Raw genomic sequence first — 18,276 nt, 5'->3', positions numbered from 1 at the left:
AGTGTATATGTCTGTATTACAAGTATTAACATTCCCAGATGATCGCCTTCGCACAGTGGCCAAGCCCGTAGAAGCCGTGACACCTGAGATTCAAAAAATCGTCGATGACATGATTGAAACCATGTATGACGAAGAAGGCATTGGCCTTGCTGCAACGCAAGTCGATGTTCACCAACGTATCGTGGTTATTGATATTTCAGAAAACCGTAATGAGCCAATGGTGCTTATCAACCCTGAAATTACTGAAAAACGCGGTGAAGATGGCATCGAAGAAGGGTGTCTTTCTGTTCCTGGTGCACGTGCTCTTGTGTCTCGTGCAGCAGAAGTCTCAGTGAAAGCACTTAACCGTGACGGTGAAGCGTTCTCGTTTGAAGCGGATGACCTATTGGCTATTTGTGTTCAGCACGAGCTTGATCACTTAGAGGGTAAACTATTTGTTGATTACCTATCGCCACTAAAGCGTAAACGCATTCAAGATAAACTCGCGAAGATCAAACGTTTTAACGAAAAACAAAACTAATTCGCGAACATTATATTGAGAAGGAAAGTACCTTGAGCAAACCTCTACGTATTGTATTTGCAGGTACTCCGGACTTCGCCGCCCTTCACTTGGCGGCGTTGTTGTCTTCGGAGCACGAAGTTATTGCTGCATACACTAACCCTGACCGCCCTGCAGGTCGTGGTAAAAAACTAACGGCAAGTGCTGTTAAGAACCTTGCGCTTGAGCACAATGTTCCTGTGTATCAGCCAGAAAACTTTAAATCTGATGAAGCTAAGCAAGAACTTGCTGCGCTAAATGCAGACATCATGGTCGTGGTCGCTTATGGCCTACTATTACCTCAAACTGTGCTAGATACACCAAAGCTGGGTTGTATTAACGTGCATGGTTCTATTTTGCCTCGCTGGCGTGGTGCTGCACCAATCCAACGCTCAATTTGGGCAGGTGATGCAGAAACAGGTGTCACCATTATGCAAATGGATATTGGTCTTGATACTGGTGATATGCTAAAAGTGGCGACACTACCTATCGAAGCGACTGATACCAGTACCTCTATGTACGCTAAACTGGCTGAATTAGGCCCGGTGGCATTAGTTGAATGTCTTCAAGACATCGCTGCGGGTACCGCCGTTGCCGTCAAGCAAGATGATGAGCTAGCAAACTACGCTAAAAAACTGAGTAAAGAAGAAGCTCGCATTGATTGGAATGATGATGCAACGCACATTGAACGTTGTGTCCGCGCTTTCAATCCATGGCCAATGAGTCACTTTGACGTTGCTGAGAATAGCATCAAAGTATGGCAAAGCCGTGTTGCAGACCAGCTTAGCAATGAACCCGCTGGTACTATTATCCAAGCGGATAAAACCGGTATCTACGTAGCAACTGGCCAAGGTGTACTTGTGCTAGAGCAATTGCAAGTTCCAGGTAAAAAAGCCATGTCAGTTCAAGATATTTTGAATTCACGTGCTTCTTGGTTTGAAGTGGGTAGCCAGTTAAGTTAACGGCGACAAAACCACAACAAACGTATAAACACAGTAATCATTACTGCTAGTACATTTTAGGGGACAGAGATGTCCCCACTTAATTTAAGGTATTCACCATGAATGTTCGCGCTGCTGCTGCAAACGTCCTATTCCAAGTGGTCGACAAAGGCCAATCTTTGTCTCACGCTCTTCCTGCTGCTCAAAAAACGATTCGCCCACGCGATCATGCATTACTTCAAGAAATTTGTTATGGCGCTTTGCGTTATCTTCCACGTCTTGAATCTATCGCCAATGAGTTAATGGAAAACCCGCTTAAGGGTAAAAAGCGCGTATTCCACCACTTAATCTTGGTTGGTATCTATCAACTAAGTTTTATGCGAATCCCTGCTCACGCGGCGGTTGCTGAAACTGTTGAGGGTACAGAAACACTGCGCGGAACAAGTCTACGTGGCTTAATCAATGCGGTACTACGTAACTATTTACGTAACCAAGAAGAGTTGGATGCGATTGCCGTTAGCCACAACGCTGGCAAATATGGTCATCCAAGCTGGTTGCTGAAACTGCTACAAGAAAGTTACCCTGAACAGTGGGAAAACATTGTTGAAGCCAACAACAGCAAAGCGCCGATGTGGTTACGTGTAAACCGCCAGCATCACACTCGTGATGAATATCTAGCGTTAATGGAGCAAGCTGAGATTGCTTGCAGTGTTCACGCCTACGCCTCTGATGCGATCAAATTAGACGCACCTTGTGATGTCACTTTACTGCCGGGCTTTGATAAAGGCTGGGTATCAGTGCAAGATGCTGCTGCACAGCTTTCTGTTGATTACTTAACGCCAAAAGATGGTGAACTAATTTTAGATTGCTGCGCTGCCCCAGGTGGAAAAACGGCACACATTCTAGAGCATACTGTCGACACAGAAGTCGTTGCGATTGATAGCGATCCAACTCGCCTAAATCGAGTTCACGATAACCTTGAGCGTCTTCAACTTCGAGCAGACGTAATTTGCGGTGACGCACGTTATCCTCAAGAATGGTGGCAAGGTGAACAATTTGACCGTATCTTACTGGATGCGCCATGCTCGGCAACGGGCGTAATTCGTCGTCATCCAGATATCAAATGGTTGCGCCGCGCGAGTGATATCGAAGCACTAGCAACATTGCAAAGCGAAATTTTAGATGCGATGTGGCTGCAACTAAAACCGGGTGGCACGCTGGTTTACGCAACGTGTTCAATCACACCTCAAGAAAATACCGAGCAGGTAAAAGCTTTCCTTGCACGTACAAATGATGCGACGTTAGAAGGCACAGATATCAGCAACCCAGGTCGCCAAATTCTTCCAGGTGAAGAAGATATGGATGGCTTCTACTACGCGGTTATGACAAAAAACGTGTAAACAGCATATTGGCGACGATCTCATCGTCGCCTATTTGAGTGGAAACATGAGATAAGTGTATGAAAATCATCATTCTTGGTGCAGGTCAGGTTGGCGGAACTCTCGCTGAAAACTTGGTTGGCGAAAACAATGACATCACCATCGTGGATAAAAACGGTGACAGGCTGCGCGAGTTACAAGATAAATATGACTTACGCGTGGTTAATGGCCATGCTAGCCACCCAGACGTACTACGCGAAGCCGGCGCACAAGATGCCGATATGCTGGTCGCAGTAACAAACACCGATGAAACGAATATGGCGGCATGTCAGGTTGCCTTTTCTCTTTTCAATACCCCAAACCGTATTGCACGTATACGTTCACCTCAATACCTTGCTGAAAAAGAAGCGTTATTTCAATCAGGTGCCGTACCTGTCGATCACCTAATTGCACCAGAAGAGTTGGTTACCAGCTACATTGAACGTTTGATTCAATATCCAGGGGCATTACAAGTTGTTAGCTTTGCCGAGCAAAAAGTTAGCCTCGTTGCAGTAAAAGCATATTACGGTGGCCCACTTGTTGGTAATGCGTTATCTGCATTACGTGAACATATGCCACATATCGACACGCGTGTTGCTGCAATTTTCCGTCAAGGTCGCCCTATTCGCCCACAAGGGACCACCATCATTGAAGCTGATGATGAAGTGTTCTTTGTTGCAGCAAGTAACCATATTCGCTCTGTCATGAGTGAGTTACAGCGACTAGAAAAACCATACCGACGCATCATGATTGTCGGCGGTGGTAACATTGGCGCAAGTCTAGCGAAACGCTTAGAGCAGTCATATAGCGTGAAGCTGATCGAGCGCAACTACCAACGCGCTGAGCGTCTATCTGAAGACTTAGAAAATACCATCGTCTTTTGTGGTGATGCCGCAGACCAAGAGTTGCTCAATGAAGAAAACATCGACCAAGTAGATGTATTCATTGCACTAACCAACGAAGATGAAACAAACATCATGTCTGCCATGCTAGCAAAACGCATGGGAGCCAAAAAAGTGATGGTGTTGATTCAACGTGGTGCGTACGTTGATCTGGTTCAAGGCGGTGTTATTGATGTCGCGATTTCTCCACAACAAGCCACAATTTCTGCACTATTAACGCACGTTCGTCGCGCAGATATCGTTAACGTATCGTCTTTACGTCGTGGGGCTGCTGAAGCCATTGAAGCCATTGCCCATGGTGATGAAACCACGTCAAAAGTCGTAGGCCGCCCTATCGGCGAAATCAAATTACCACCTGGTACTACCATTGGTGCTATTGTTCGTGGTGAAGAAGTGCTGATCGCACATGACCGAACGGTTATCGAACAAGACGACCACGTCGTAATGTTCTTAGTCGACAAAAAATACGTCCCTGACGTAGAAGCCCTCTTCCAACCGAGTCCATTTTTCCTCTAGGTACAACACTATGGTCAATTTCAGACCGGTACTGTTTGTAATCGGGCTAGTTCTTTCTAAGCTAGCCTTGTTTATGTACGTTCCAACTCTCGTCGCCTTCTTTACTGGTACCTCTGGCTTCATCGAGTTTGGACAATCACTTCTGATTACACATGTAATCGCTTTTATATGCCTATCCGTTGGGCGCACAGCTACATTTAAGCTCAGCGTTCGGGATATGTTCTTGATCACCAGTTTAGTTTGGACGATTACCAGTGCTTTCGCTGCACTTCCTTTTGTCTTCATTAACCACATCAGCTTTACCGATGCCTATTTCGAAACCATGTCTGGTATCACTACAACCGGCTCGACTGTTCTCAGTGGTTTAGATGGTATGGCTCCTAGCATTTTGCTTTGGCGATCCATTTTGCAATGGTTAGGCGGGGTTGGTTTTATTGTAATGGCGGTAGCTGTCCTACCCATGCTCAATGTCGGTGGTATGAAACTCTTCCAAACGGAGTCTTCAGATTGGTCTGATAAAAGTAGCCCAAGAGCCAAGACTGTCGCAATCAACATCATGTTGGTTTATCTGATCTTAACCATACTTTGCATTATCGGTTATGTGGCGACAGGGATGACGTTATTTGAAGCTATAAACCATGCATTTACGACACTGTCTACTGGTGGGTATTCAACATCTGACAGCTCAATGAATCGCTTTTCTCATGGCGCTCACTGGGTTGGCACCTTGTTCATGTTCTTAGGTGGTCTACCATTTTTGCTCTTTGTTTCAGCACTGAGTAAACGTCGTTTAAGCCTACTGACTAGTGATGCTCAAGTCCGTGGATTCACCTATCTATTTCTAGGCACCAGCCTCATTGTTTCTGCTTGGCTGGTTATTCACGAAAACTATCACGTGCTCGATGCTCTACGTGTATCCATGTTTAATATTGTCTCTGTGGTGACAACAACTGGATTTGGCCTAGAAGACTTCACTGCATGGGGCGCGTTACCAAGTACCATGTTTGCGTTCTTATTAATGACAGGTGCATGTTCTGGTTCTACATCTGGCGGTATTAAGATTTTCCGTTTCCAGATCGCCATGACATTGCTGAACAAACAGATGATGAAATTGATTCATCCATCTGGTGTTTTTGTTCAACGTTACAACCAAAGACCAGTCAATGACGACATCGTACGTTCTGTTGTCGCTTTCGGTTTAATGTTCTTTATTACTATCATCTTCATTGCTGGTGGTATGAGTGCGCTTGGTCTTGATCCAACAACCAGTATTACCGGTGCGATTACTGCGGTTGCAAACGTCGGCCCTGGTATGGGGACGGTGATCGGTCCAACAGGCAACTTCTCATCTTTACCAGATGCTGCTAAATGGTTACTAAGCTTTGGTATGTTAATGGGCCGATTAGAGATACTGACTCTATTGGTACTATTTTTCCCCGCTTTCTGGCGTCGTTAGGATTACTCACAGGATGTTGAAAATGAATTATTTTTTATCTCGATCGGGACTGTTTTTAGGATTATTTTTAAGTGTATTCATTAGCAGCACAGTGTTGGCTTCTGATGTTTTTACACTGCCTGATGGTCGTCATGTTCAGTTGAATGAAGACTTCACATGGCAATATGTTACTCCAGAAAATAGAGTCTCTGAAACCGCTGAGCCTATCGATGCTACCGCTAAGAGCGCGACTGTGATTGCCACTACGCTGATTGCTAAAAATGAAAATAGTGCGGCACTTAATCTAGGAGAGCCAAGTTTGAAACTCTCAGATTCAGGAATCGAAATTCAACTAGATGCAGCTAAATATGAAGACGGACAAGTGGTTATCCCAACAACGATATCAAACAATAGCAGAAATGCGGTGGTGGATATTGAAATAGAGGTAACCCTCAGTGATACCAATGGGAATGTTTTAGCTCAAGAGCAAGTCACTGTATTTCGTGCCATTAAACGAATGGCAGAAACCTACTTAAGACCAAAACAAGTAATTACTGGGTTAGACATTCAGCTCAATGCTCAGCAGGCAACCCAGTATCAAATGTCAGCTCAAGTCATCGAGATTAATAACCATTAAGAGTAACTGCCGCTAAGATCTATACCCAAGTACCTCATGGTGCTTGGGTATTCTAGAACTAAATAACATACCAATAGATCGCAAAGAAATGACATGCGCATCCTGCCAATACAAACCCATGCCAAATAGCATGGTTGTATGGGATCCGCTTAGCGACATAAAAAATAACGCCCAACGAGTAAATGACACCACCAAGAGCTAGTAAAATAAGCCCTCCCACCGCAACATGCATCGCTAACTGATAAATCACCACTAAGGAAGACCACCCCATCAGTAAATAAGTGATCAACGATAGCTTTTTAAACCGATATACAAACGCCAGCTTCATAATGATCCCAACCAATGCGACCAGCCAAATAAACACCATCAAACCTATCGCGAGGGGGGTTCGTAAACTAATTAGTAAAAATGGCGTATAGCTGCCAGCAATGAGCAAATAAATAGCGCAATGATCAAAGGTTTTTAGAGCTCGTTTGGTTTTTGGATAAGAGATCGCATGGTAGAGCGTGGAAGCGAGAAACAGTAAAATAATACTACTGCCATAAATGGTTAGACTAACAATCGATAACATATCAGCATCTTGGGCAAAGGCTTTATTAAGCAATAAAACCAAGCCAACAATACCTAAAATCATCCCAATGCCATGGGTAATGACATTAGCGACTTCTTCCTTAATGCTATATGGGTTTGGAATCGTTTCTGTCATCAGCGACCTACCAGAGGAATTAGAATATTCGCTTCTGAGTATCGCACATTAGGCTTACACGTGTAAGCCTAAATTACAATGGAACTTCTTAAGAGCAACTATCAAGGTAAGCCAAAACCTGCTTACCCGCTTCTTGAGGTGAAGTCTGCAAAGGAATTGAAAGTTGTCGTTTTAACTGACCAACTCCTAATAAACTGGCCAACATGCCTTTAGCCCCCTCTCTGTGCCTATCAATTTCAAACCACAACTGCCACTCTTCTTCACTGCGATAAGCCACAACTTCTAACTCACGCCAGCGACCATGATAAGGGCCAGTAGTAGGAACAAACTCGAACTCTTGCACAAACGGAAGTTCAAAGCCTTTGACGGCTTCACATTCGACTTGGCGTATCCTTAAACCTTGCTCTTCAAATGCCGTAAAAATACCGTCTAAGACAGGATCGGGCCGCACCGTCAGAATATCGGTGTCACTTGGATCTTTCGCCATAGAAATATCTAATCCCGTTTCCAACCAAACTTTTGAATCACCAATGGTAACGGGGGTATTCCAAGGCACGTCTAACTCAACTTCAAAGTCTCGGGTTTCACCGGGTTGGATGGTGAAAGTATAAGGAAGAGACCATTGAGCTAAAACGTAGTTCTGCGGTACACGACGCATATTACTCGAGTTACGTTCATGGCGTTCTTGATTCGCAGGAACCTCTTTGATGTAACGGCAATAGAGTTTGAGGTCAATGTTATCGATATCTTGTTGACTAGAGCCACCATAAACATGGATGACAACATTTACTTTTTGCCCGGGGTACAACACTTCTTGCTGTAATACTGAATCCACATTGGCAGAACCAATTCCGAAACTTGCAAGGGTCTTCTTAAAAAACGACATACCCACCTCCTTGGAAAAGGACGAACTAAATCCATTCGTCTTAAAAATCGCTCAGCAGCTAACGTTTATTATATGGAAAATCGATTACATATCGACCAATTCTTTCTATAGTGCTAACCTATTCATTGGTATGTATACATATCAATATCCCTGCTTATTTATTTGGATTGGCGTTCGCCAGAAAGAGCCAGACTCCAGTAATGGAGAGCAACTCATATTTAAGCAGGCCATTAGTTCGGCAATGGATATGCCTGACAGTTAGGTAATTGACGTCAATGCGCCCAACAACCGTCAGGTTCTCGCACACAAATCGTAGTGCAATGCGCCGCCGCAGTGGATTCACTACTGCGCTTGTCGCAAAAAAAGTCGTGCCAACCATGACTTTAGTGGAAGAGACCCCATTATTAACGTCTTCTCCGGCTAAAGTTGAGAAAGCGGCATAATTAAAAAGCGCAGTCACTACTGCGCTTTTTTCTTACCTTCAATTCGACAATTTGCTACCTTTAGCGGCATAACAATAATGGAGAAAGTCAATGAAATGCCATCGTATTGAAGAGTTGCTCGAGCTGTTAGAGCCTGAGTGGCAAAAAGACCAAGAAATGAACTTGCTGCAATTTATTATTAAGTTGTCTCAAGAAGCGGGTTATAAAGGCTCATTAGAAGAGCTGACTGATGATGTACTGATTTATCACTTAAAAATGCGAAACAGTACTAAAGACGAAATGATCCCAGGTTTGAAAAAAGACCAAGAGGATGATTTCAAAACCGCTATTCTTCGTGCTCGCGGTATCATCAAATAACACATTAAAAAGCGACTAATACAGTCGCTTTTTTCCTATTATCCCTCTCTATCATCCCCATCTGCATCTTTGTTGTTAAAGATTGACGCTGTTAAAGAAATGAAATTGTTATTATCTGTATACTCTTTGTTTATAAGTGATTACTAAAATAGAGCACAGTGATAAATCATGAGCTGTTATTTCTTGAAATAAGCACTGAGCTAAATACACAAGTACAACCCTACTGTACTTTAAAAATCATACCGATAAGCAATAAATGTCAATTGAGCGCAAACTAAAGAAATTGCGCCTTGGAAGCCATAAGGAAGCGTAATGAGTCAGGATAAGATCGATATTAAAGATGTGACTCCAAAAACATTTAACCCAAAAACTCACAAAACCAATGGAGATAGATTCAACCCTAGTAATCGCATTTATGTTCGAGAAAGCAAAGGTGTTTTCCAAAAAATGCGCCGCTACGGTGGGTGGTTTCTCCTCTTGCTTTTTGCACTGATCCCTTGGATTCCTTATGGTGAGCGCCAGGCTATTTTGCTCGACATTGGCAACCAACAATTTAATTTCTTTGGGACCACACTCTATCCTCAAGACCTTACTCTCCTTGCTACCTTATTTGTTATCGCCGCTTTTGGGCTATTTTTCATTACCACCTTTTTGGGTCGGATATGGTGTGGTTATCTCTGCCCGCAGACCGTTTGGACATTCATTTATATATGGTTTGAAGAAAAACTAGAGGGCAGCGCCAACAAAAGACGCAAACAAGACTCAGGAAAACTGACCGCTAATCTTGCTTTACGAAAAACGGCTAAACATATTGCTTGGTTCAGTATTGCGCTAGCGACAGGGTTTACTTTTGCGGGATATTTTATTCCGATCAAATCACTCATCGTCGATTTCTTTACTTTCAATGCCAGTTTTTGGCCTGTTTTCTGGGTTCTCTTCTTTGCTATATGTACTTATGGCAACGCAGGGTGGATGCGATCGATTATGTGTATCCATATGTGCCCTTATGCTCGCTTCCAATCAGCAATGTTTGATAAAGACACTTTCATCGTTGGATATGATACAAAACGAGGAGAAAATAGAGGCCCTCGTTCACGCAAAGCCGATCATAAAGCCTTAGGTCTCGGTGATTGTATTGACTGTAACCTCTGTGTTCAGGTTTGCCCTACGGGTATTGATATCCGTGATGGATTGCAATATGAGTGCATCAACTGCGGAGCCTGTATTGATGCCTGCGACCAAACCATGGATCGTATGGGATATGATAAAGGATTGATCAGCTACACCACAGAACATCGTCTTTCTGGTCATCACACCAATATCATGCGTCCTAAATTACTAGGCTACGGTGCGGTATTATTAATTATGATCGGTTTGTTCTTTGTGCAAATTGCCAGTGTTGACCCCGCTGGTATGAGTGTATTGCGTGATAGAAATCAGTTATTCCGCACTAATAACTCAGGTGAAATAGAAAATACTTACACCTTAAAAGTGATCAATAAGACACAACAAAAGCAGCAATACCAGCTTGATGTTACTGGCTTAGAGGATGTCTCTTGGTATGGGAAACAAACGATACAAGTCGCCCCTGGCGAAGTACTGAACTTACCGATGAGTTTAGGCGTCAACCCCGACAATCTCGATACATCTATTTCGACTATTCAGTTTATACTGTCGGATAGCGATGACTTTACTCTTTCAGTCGAAAGTCGGTTTATCAAAAAACTGTAAACCAACCGACGTTTACTACACAACAATGGAAAGGGCTCAGTAATGAGCCCTTTAATGTCTATGTCACACACAGCTTTCAACTTTGACGCTCTTACTCCAGATTTCATGTGGTATGCGTTAGAAAGTATCGGTGTTCGAGCTGAATCAGGATTTCTTCCTCTTAACAGTTATGAAAACCGCGTTTACCAATTTACCGATGAAGAACGCCAACGTTATGTGGTGAAATTTTACCGCCCAGAACGATGGAGCGAAGCGCAAATAGAGGAAGAGCATCAATTTACCCTAGAGTTGATTGATGCAGAAATCCCTGTGGCTCCTCCTGTTCGAATTAACGGCCAAACTCTGCACCACTATAAAGGCTATCTCTTTGCTCTATTTGTTAGCGTTGGTGGCCGTCAATTTGAAGTCGACAATCTCGAACAATTAGAGGGTGTGGGTCGATTTTTAGGCCGTATTCATACCGTGGGTGCTAAACAGCCTTTTTTACATCGCCCGACAGTGAGTCTGGATGAGTATTTGTATCAACCACGACAAATCTTGCAGCAATCAACATTCATTCCAATGCACTTAGAAAATGCATTTTTCAATGATTTAGATTTATTAATCAAATCAATAGAACAGCATTGGAATAGTAGCTTTAAAACCATTCGCTTACATGGAGACTGCCATCCTGGCAATATTCTTTGGCGTGATGGCCCAATGTTTGTCGATCTCGATGATTCCCGTAATGGTCCAGCCATACAAGATTTATGGATGTTACTAAACGGAGATCGAGCAGATAAGTTGATGCAATTAGACATTATCCTCGAAGCTTATCAAGAGTTCTGTGATTTTGACTGTAACGAGTTGAAACTTATTGAACCTTTACGCGGTCTACGTATGGTGCACTATATGGCATGGTTGGCAAAAAGGTGGCAGGATCCTGCATTTCCTCTCGCCTTCCCGTGGTTCAATGATCCAAAATACTGGGAAAGTCAGGTATTGGCCTTTAAAGAACAAATCGCGGCTTTAAATGAAGCACCACTTTCACTGATGCCTCAATGGTAAGGCACCGCCGCAATAAATAGATGGAGAAAATAATGAAAAAGCTATTTGCCCTAGTCACAACGTTAATGTTGAGTCTTTCAGTTCACGCAGCCCAATTTAGTGAGGGCGTCCACTACAAAGTACTAGATACAGAAGCGTCTAAAAAACCAGGTGTCACTGAGTTTTTCTCTTTCTACTGCCCACACTGTAATACTTTTGAGCCTATTATTGCTCAGCTAAAACAACAACTTCCAGAGGGTGTTAAGCTGCAAAAAAACCATGTTTCTTTCATGGGTGGCGATATGGGTGAGCCAATGAGTAAAGCTTACGCAACCATGATCGCATTAAAAGTGGAAGACAAAATGGTTCCGGTTATGTTTAACCGCATTCATAACATGGGCAAAGCGCCACGAAATGAAGCTGAACTGCGCCAAATCTTTTTAGATGAAGGCATCGACGCGAAGAAATTTGATGCGGCATATAACGGCTTTGCGGTTGACTCAATGGTTCGACGTTTTGACAAACAGTTCAAAGATAGCGGCCTAAGTGGTGTTCCAGCTGTTATCGTGAACAATAAGTACCTAGTTCAAGCACAAGATATCAAATCGCTGGATGAATATTTTGCTCTTGTGAACTTCTTACTAGAAAAAAACAATTAATATAAAAAAGGGAGCTAGTGAAAGCTCCCTTTTTTATTCCCTTATCAAACATCCAAGCTGTTCTTTGTCAGCTTAATAATTTCACCAAAACAGAGCTACAGTATAGTGTTAGCAGCAATGGAAGGATTCCATTCCCAATACCATTACCATTCGAACAACAGGAGAAATCGAATGAACGACAGACGACTTCTTGTCTCACTTTGTTTCTTAACTCTTCCAGTCAGTGCTCAAGTCGCTCCTAAAGCTGGTTTTAGTGGCGAGATCTCAATCAACATGGGTGTCGCTTCATCAACCTCCAATTTGAACACCAGTGGTTCCGACACGATAAACTCTCTCAATCAGTCAGCGAGTAGCGACACCGGATTTATTCTGGCCCCTCTTGGAACATTAACCTATACCTTTGGATCCAATCTCAATCAGCAGTTGTATGGTGGTACATCACGTGATGATATTGCAGTGGGTACACTGGCGTTTGAGCTTGGCTATAGATATCATTTTCAATCAGGTACCAGTGTCGATATATCCTACTTACCCACCATCGTTTCTGGTGAAGAATGGGCTGATCCCTACTTACTCAATGCCCCACGAAAAGAAACTGACGTTGATGGGAATGCATACCGCCTGCAAATTTCTCGCCTTGCCGGACTGCCTATCAAACTCGATTTAGCTTATGCCGATAAAGATGTAGATAACGATGAGTATGTAGGAACAGAACTCGCTCGAGATGCCAAAACCTGGTACATGAAAAGTCAATATATTCTGCCACTATCCAAGCAATCAACTCTTGCCCCAGCTCTTACTTACACTGACCATTCAGCCGATGGAAACGCGAGTTCTTTCGATGAAATAGGCTTAGAAATTAGTTGGTTTACTGCGGTAGAACGCAACCGACTCGCACTCACTGCTGGATATTCAAAGCGCGACTACGACCAAGGTGCTCAGTTATTTGATCATGTCGCGCGTAGTGAAGATGTGATTAGTCTTTTTGCTGCATTTGAAAGGCCAAACATTATGGGGTGGAAAAACTGGTCTCTCATATCATTAGCTGGCTATGGGCAGAGCAATAGCAACCTGACATTTTATGATGAGTCACAATACATCGTTTCTGTCGGTATGAACTATCGCTTTTAACCCTTTAGACCTATTCTCCTGATCCCTAGACCGCTTGAGCATTCAATTGTTTTAATAAGCGGTCCATCGCCCGATATCCAAGCGCTTCACTAATATGATGACGATTGATACTTTCATTACCCGCTAAGTCGGCAATTGTTCGAGCAACTTTGATAATACGGTGATAAGCGCGGATAGATAAACCGAGTTGGTGTAAAGCACTCTCAAGAAATTGAGCATCTTCACGGAGCAAGCCACAGTAGTGCTCTATCTCACGGCTGCTTAATTGCGCATTCACTTTACCACCTCGCTGCAACATCATTTGATGGGCTTGGACAACCCGTTCTCGAACCACTTCGGTTGGCTCTCCTCTATCGCCCCCCTCAGCAAGTGTGCCTTTAGGTAATGCGGGGATCTCGATCGACATATCAAAACGATCAAGTAAAGGGCCAGATAATCGGCTCAAGTAACGTAATGCAGCCTGAGGATTCGCACCTAACTGGCGTGAATCATAGTGTCCACTAGGACTTGGATTCAATGCTCCGACCAACTGAAACTGAGCCGGAAAACGTGTTTTCCCTTGTGCGCGAGAAATGATAATTTCACCGGATTCCAGCGGTTCACGTAAAGAATCGAGAACTTTTCTCTCAAATTCAGGCATTTCATCAAGGAAAAGCAGCCCATTATGGGCCAATGAAATCTCTCCAGGACGAGGAACTGAGCCTCCACCAACCAACGCAGCCATAGAGCTAGAATGATGTGGCGATCGAAACGGACGCTGCTTCCAGTTCTCAATCGTAATATCTTGCTGAGTCAAAGAGGCTACCGATGCCGTCTCTATCGCTTCTTGTTCTGACATTTCCGGCAGTAAATCTCTCAACCGCAAAGCAAGCATCGTTTTTCCTGTGCCCGGTGGCCCCATAAACAAAACGTTATGACTACCCGCCGCTGCAATTTCTAACGCTCGCTTACCTTGCTGCTGACCAATAATATCTTGCAAGTCTCGAGGGTGTGCCGCTTTTTTAACGACAATAGGGTGTTTAAATAAACTCAATTTTTTCTGACCACACAAATCGGCACAAACATCGAGCAAGCTTGTTGCTGACTGGTGCGTTTGATCATCAACCAAGGCTGCTTGATCGCTATTTTGCTCAGGTACCACCAAACAATGTTGCTTTCGACTCGCGGCTAACGCAGCAGGTAATACCCCTTTAACACCGCGTAATTCACCCGATAATGCTAACTCACCAATAAACTCTTTTCCTTTCAGCGCGGCTAATGGAACTTGCTCAGAGGCAGCCAAAATACCTAGAGCTATCGGCAAATCAAACCGCCCACCTTCTTTAGGCAAATCAGCCGGAGCCAAGTTGACAGTGATCCGTTTTGCTGGAAATTCAAAACGTGAATTAATGATCGCGCTACGAACGCGATCGCGTGATTCTTTCACCGTTGTTTCTGGAAGCCCCACCAGCGTAAAACCCGGCATTCCGTTACTGATATGCACTTCAACTAACACTTCAGGAGCGTCAACCCCAACCGAAGCTCGACTGTGTACGACTGCTAACCCCATACGACTTCTCCATTTTCAATCCGCGCTGTTTACTTATTACGCATGATTTTTTATATTGAACTTGTTATATACCGTGGTCAGTTGATGGGATAATGTGAAAAAAGAATGACTTTTTGCTTGTCATGTAACGGAAATATGTGTTACCACTAGTGGTGCAAACATATTCAAACAAAATTAATTGAACTCAAAAATAGAATTGATGATATGAACTTCACCGCTCGCTTACATGCACTGATTTCCCTGATTATCGTGGTCATTATTGACACCACGCGGGGTCTAGTGGGCGGAAGATAACCACCAGAATTTAAAAACCCCCGCACTGAAAAGTCCGGGGGTTTTTTTACAATTAAATTGGTTAAAAATGAAGCTCATTCAGATTAAAGCTTGCTCAGGCACTTTAATCATCATAAACAGGAAGAATGGGAGCGCACATGAAGTGCAAAACAAAAAAAATTAGCCTAGATGCTAACCAAGGAGGCACACGATGACAGGAGCTCAATTAGTCGTCGCGGCTCTACACCAGCAGGGAATCAAAACCATCTTCGGTTATCCCGGCGGAGCCATCATGCCAATCTATGATGCCCTTTATGATGGAGAGGTTGAACATATCCTCTGTCGGCATGAACAAGGAGCGGTCATGGCCGCGATTGGAATGGCTCGTTCTACGCAAGAAGTGGCGGTTTGTATGGCAACGTCAGGTCCAGGAGCAACCAACTTGGTTACCGGTTTAGCTGACGCTTTCATGGATTCAATCCCCTTGGTTGCCATCACCGGACAAGTCGCCAGCTCACATATCGGAACCGATGCATTTCAAGAAATGGATGTTATCGGCATGTCGCTCTCATGTACTAAACACAGTTACTTAGTTACAGACATCAATGAACTCGCCCCAACGCTAGCTGAAGCGTTTGAAGTAGCAAAAGCTGGCAGACCGGGCCCTGTTATTGTCGACATCGCTAAAGATGTTCAACTTGCTCAAGCTCCCGTTTCAGATCTTCCTCTTTTTATCGCCCCAGACAAAATTACAGCAAGTGAACAACATATTGCCCAAGCCCAAGCATTACTTTCCAGCAGCTCACGCCCTGTGCTTTATGTCGGCGGAGGGGTTCAATTAGGTAAAGCCACCGACTGCGTACGCGAATTCCTGCGCTTAAACCCAATGCCATCGGTCAGTACGCTAAAAGGTTTAGGCACCATTGAACGACATGATCCTCACTACCTAGGTATGTTAGGCATGCACGGCACAAAAGCCGCTAACCTTATCGTACAAGAATGTGACTTATTGATTGTTGTCGGTGCACGTTTTGATGACCGAGTCACAGGAAAACTTGATACGTTCGCTCCCAACGCAAAAGTGATTCACATCGATATTGATGCCGCTGAGATCCATAAACTTAGAACGGCTAATGCGCCACTTCGCGGCGAGATCATCGATACGCTACCACGTTTAGAAGTAACTCAAGATCTCACACCTTGGGTAAAGCATAGTGAGAGCTTACGAGTTGGATTTACTTGGCGCTACGATCACCCGGGTGAGCTTATCTATGCTCCAGGTTTGTTAAAGCAACTATCAGACATCATGCCCGATAGCGCGATCATCTCGACCGATGTAGGCCAACACCAAATGTGGGCAGCGCAGCATATCCAGCCTCGTGAACCACAAAACTTCATTACTTCAGCGGGGTTGGGCACCATGGGCTTTGGTTTACCTGCTGCTATGGGTGCCGCAGTCGCAAGACCTGATGACCAATCAATCCTGATTACTGGTGATGGCTCATTCATGATGAATGTACAAGAACTCGGCACATTAAAGCGTCGTCAGATCCCAGTAAAAATCGTGCTTTTAAACAACCAACGCTTAGGCATGGTTCGCCAATGGCAATCTCTCTTCTTTGACGGTCGCCACAGTGAAACCATCTTAGATGATAACCCTGACTTCATTACGCTGGCTAAAGCGTTTGATATTCCAGGTAAAACCATCACTAAAAAAGAAGAAGTCGAACCGGCATTAAAAGAGATGCTGGAAAGCAAAACTGCTTACTTGCTTCATGTACTCATTGATGAAGAAGAAAACGTATGGCCACTCGTTCCACCGGGTGCGTCAAACAGTGACATGCTGGAGAACACTTAATATGGATAGATACTTACTTGACATAAAAGCAGACGATAAACCGGTATTGCTAGAACGTGTTCTTCGGGTCACTCGACACCGTGGATTCATCATTAAACAAGTTGCGGCGACACAAAATCATGAAAGCCATGTCGCGAGTGTCGAGATCATCGTCGACAGTGACCGACCTATTTCTTTTCTGACCAACCAAATAGAAAAGTTGTGGGACATCCGCACAGTTAACGTCACAAAAATCGCACGCAATGAGCTACCTAACAATAATTTACAACAAAGCGTTTGTGCATAAGGAAGGCAATACAATGACAACAAAAACGGCTGACTACATCTGGTTTAATGGCGAAATGGTTCCTTGGCAAGATGCCAATGTTCATGTCCTTTCTCACGCCTTGCATTACGGTACATCTGTATTTGAGGGGGTGCGCTGTTACAACACCCCTAAAGGCCCTATTATTTTTCGTCATGCTGAGCATGCCAAGCGCTTAAAAAATTCGGCAAAAATCTACCGCTTCCCAATTCCATATACTACTGACGAAATCATGGAAGCAACTCGAGAAACAGTACGACAAAACAAACTCGATAGTGCCTATATCCGTCCACTAGGATTTGTCGGCAATGTTGGTCTTGGTGTTTGTCCACCGGTTGATACCGAAATGGACCTCATCATTGCAGCTTTCCCTTGGGGTTCATATCTTGGTGAAGAGGCGTTAGAGCGTGGTGTAGATGCAATGATTTCTAGTTGGAACCGCGCTGCCCCCAATACAATTCCTACTGCCGCAAAAGCTGGTGGTAACTACTTATCATCGCTACTCGTTGGCGGTGAAGCTCGTCGTCATGGCTACGATGAGGGCATTGCTCTCAGTGTTGATGGTTACCTTTCTGAGGGTGCTGGCGAAAATATTTTTGTTATTAAAGATGGCGTATTAATCACGCCACCAGCGACAGCAGCAATACTTCCGGGTATCACCCGTGATTCGATCATGACGATAGCACGTGACAAGGGTTATCAAGTACAAGAAGCGAATATCGCCCGAGAAGCCCTTTATCTTGCCGACGAAGTTTTTATGACGGGTACGGCTGCTGAAGTCGTTCCCGTTCGCAGCATAGATAAAATAGAAGTTGGTGAGGGTAAACGCGGCCCAATTACTAAAGATCTCCAAGAGACCTATTTTGGTCTATTCAATGGCACCACGGAAGATAAATGGGGCTGGCTAGATTATGTCTATCCCCAAGATGCAGACAACAGCCACGTAGCGGCTCAATAAGGAAATTA

The 18,276-nt window shown here is 44.0% G+C and carries 18 protein-coding genes; 15 read left to right on the top strand and 3 right to left on the bottom strand.

Going from position 1 to position 18,276, the window contains the following annotated elements; genetic code table 11:
* The first annotated feature begins 7 nt into the window (after positions 1-7).
* From def to DZ860_RS19710, 6 genes are all read left to right on the top strand, one after another.
* Positions 8-520, top strand: coding sequence for a peptide deformylase (gene def / locus DZ860_RS19735; protein ID WP_120034561.1), 513 nt, complete (start codon positions 8-10; stop codon positions 518-520).
* Between the two features lie 32 nt (positions 521-552).
* A complete protein-coding gene (gene fmt, locus DZ860_RS19730) occupies positions 553-1,500 on the top strand; it encodes a methionyl-tRNA formyltransferase (protein ID WP_120034559.1) in 948 nt (315 codons plus the stop codon).
* A 98-nt stretch (positions 1,501-1,598) separates the two neighbouring features.
* On the top strand, positions 1,599-2,879 hold the full coding sequence (gene rsmB / locus DZ860_RS19725) for a 16S rRNA (cytosine(967)-C(5))-methyltransferase RsmB (RefSeq protein WP_120034557.1): 1,281 nt from the start codon (positions 1,599-1,601) through the stop codon (positions 2,877-2,879).
* 59 nt (positions 2,880-2,938) lie between these two features.
* A complete protein-coding gene (gene trkA / locus DZ860_RS19720; RefSeq protein WP_120034555.1) occupies positions 2,939-4,315 on the top strand; it encodes a Trk system potassium transporter TrkA in 1,377 nt (458 codons plus the stop codon).
* 10 nt (positions 4,316-4,325) lie between these two features.
* On the top strand, positions 4,326-5,771 hold the full coding sequence (locus tag DZ860_RS19715) for a TrkH family potassium uptake protein (RefSeq protein ID WP_120034553.1): 1,446 nt from the start codon (positions 4,326-4,328) through the stop codon (positions 5,769-5,771).
* 22 nt (positions 5,772-5,793) lie between these two features.
* Positions 5,794-6,387 carry a DUF3157 family protein gene (locus DZ860_RS19710; protein WP_165862938.1) on the top strand — a complete coding sequence of 198 codons (594 nt, stop codon included), beginning with the start codon at positions 5,794-5,796 and terminating at the stop codon, positions 6,385-6,387.
* Positions 6,388-6,445: 58 nt separating this feature from the next.
* Here DZ860_RS19710 and trhA read toward each other — a convergent pair whose 3' ends face one another.
* Positions 6,446-7,093, bottom strand: coding sequence for a PAQR family membrane homeostasis protein TrhA (gene trhA, locus DZ860_RS19705; RefSeq protein ID WP_120034549.1), 648 nt, complete (start codon positions 7,091-7,093; stop codon positions 6,446-6,448).
* An 88-nt stretch (positions 7,094-7,181) separates the two neighbouring features.
* Positions 7,182-7,979, bottom strand: a complete 798-nt coding sequence (locus tag DZ860_RS19700) for a sporulation protein (RefSeq protein ID WP_120034547.1) — start codon at positions 7,977-7,979, stop codon at positions 7,182-7,184.
* 275 nt (positions 7,980-8,254) lie between these two features.
* On the opposite strand from DZ860_RS19700, the gene DZ860_RS24500 reads away from it, so the two are divergent.
* The 6 genes from DZ860_RS24500 (at position 8,255) to DZ860_RS19670 (ending at position 13,326) form a co-directional block, all read left to right on the top strand.
* Positions 8,255-8,422, top strand: a complete 168-nt coding sequence (locus DZ860_RS24500; RefSeq protein WP_165862937.1) for a hypothetical protein — start codon at positions 8,255-8,257, stop codon at positions 8,420-8,422.
* A 90-nt stretch (positions 8,423-8,512) separates the two neighbouring features.
* Positions 8,513-8,779 (top strand): YihD family protein, encoded by a 267-nt coding sequence (locus DZ860_RS19690; protein ID WP_120034543.1) that lies wholly within the window; start codon positions 8,513-8,515, stop codon positions 8,777-8,779.
* A gap of 312 nt (positions 8,780-9,091) precedes the next feature.
* Positions 9,092-10,510 carry a cytochrome c oxidase accessory protein CcoG gene (gene ccoG / locus DZ860_RS19685; RefSeq protein WP_120034541.1) on the top strand — a complete coding sequence of 473 codons (1,419 nt, stop codon included), beginning with the start codon at positions 9,092-9,094 and terminating at the stop codon, positions 10,508-10,510.
* Between the two features lie 60 nt (positions 10,511-10,570).
* Positions 10,571-11,557 (top strand): serine/threonine protein kinase, encoded by a 987-nt coding sequence (locus DZ860_RS19680; RefSeq protein ID WP_120034585.1) that lies wholly within the window; start codon positions 10,571-10,573, stop codon positions 11,555-11,557.
* 32 nt (positions 11,558-11,589) lie between these two features.
* Positions 11,590-12,195 carry a thiol:disulfide interchange protein DsbA/DsbL gene (locus DZ860_RS19675; RefSeq protein WP_120034539.1) on the top strand — a complete coding sequence of 202 codons (606 nt, stop codon included), beginning with the start codon at positions 11,590-11,592 and terminating at the stop codon, positions 12,193-12,195.
* A 171-nt stretch (positions 12,196-12,366) separates the two neighbouring features.
* Positions 12,367-13,326: a DUF2860 domain-containing protein gene (locus tag DZ860_RS19670; protein WP_120034537.1), complete on the top strand. Its 960-nt coding sequence runs from the start codon at positions 12,367-12,369 to the stop codon at positions 13,324-13,326.
* A 25-nt stretch (positions 13,327-13,351) separates the two neighbouring features.
* Here DZ860_RS19670 and DZ860_RS19665 read toward each other — a convergent pair whose 3' ends face one another.
* Positions 13,352-14,875: a YifB family Mg chelatase-like AAA ATPase gene (locus DZ860_RS19665; protein WP_120034535.1), complete on the bottom strand. Its 1,524-nt coding sequence runs from the start codon at positions 14,873-14,875 to the stop codon at positions 13,352-13,354.
* Positions 14,876-15,359: 484 nt separating this feature from the next.
* On the opposite strand from DZ860_RS19665, the gene ilvG reads away from it, so the two are divergent.
* Genes ilvG through DZ860_RS19650 form a run of 3 tightly spaced genes read left to right on the top strand, consistent with a single transcriptional unit; the run spans position 15,360 to position 18,268 of the window.
* Complete coding sequence (ilvG, locus tag DZ860_RS19660) at positions 15,360-17,006, top strand: acetolactate synthase 2 catalytic subunit (RefSeq protein WP_120034533.1); 1,647 nt, start codon at positions 15,360-15,362, stop codon at positions 17,004-17,006.
* Position 17,007: 1 nt separating this feature from the next.
* Positions 17,008-17,292, top strand: coding sequence for an acetolactate synthase 2 small subunit (gene ilvM / locus DZ860_RS19655; protein ID WP_120034531.1), 285 nt, complete (start codon positions 17,008-17,010; stop codon positions 17,290-17,292).
* 13 nt (positions 17,293-17,305) lie between these two features.
* Positions 17,306-18,268 carry a branched-chain amino acid transaminase gene (locus tag DZ860_RS19650; RefSeq protein ID WP_120034529.1) on the top strand — a complete coding sequence of 321 codons (963 nt, stop codon included), beginning with the start codon at positions 17,306-17,308 and terminating at the stop codon, positions 18,266-18,268.
* The last annotated feature ends 8 nt before the right edge of the window (positions 18,269-18,276 follow it).

The organism is Vibrio sinensis, assembly GCF_003605645.1.
GTDB lineage: Bacteria > Pseudomonadota > Gammaproteobacteria > Enterobacterales > Vibrionaceae > Vibrio > Vibrio sinensis.
This window is presented reverse-complemented; position numbering and strand designations above follow the sequence as displayed.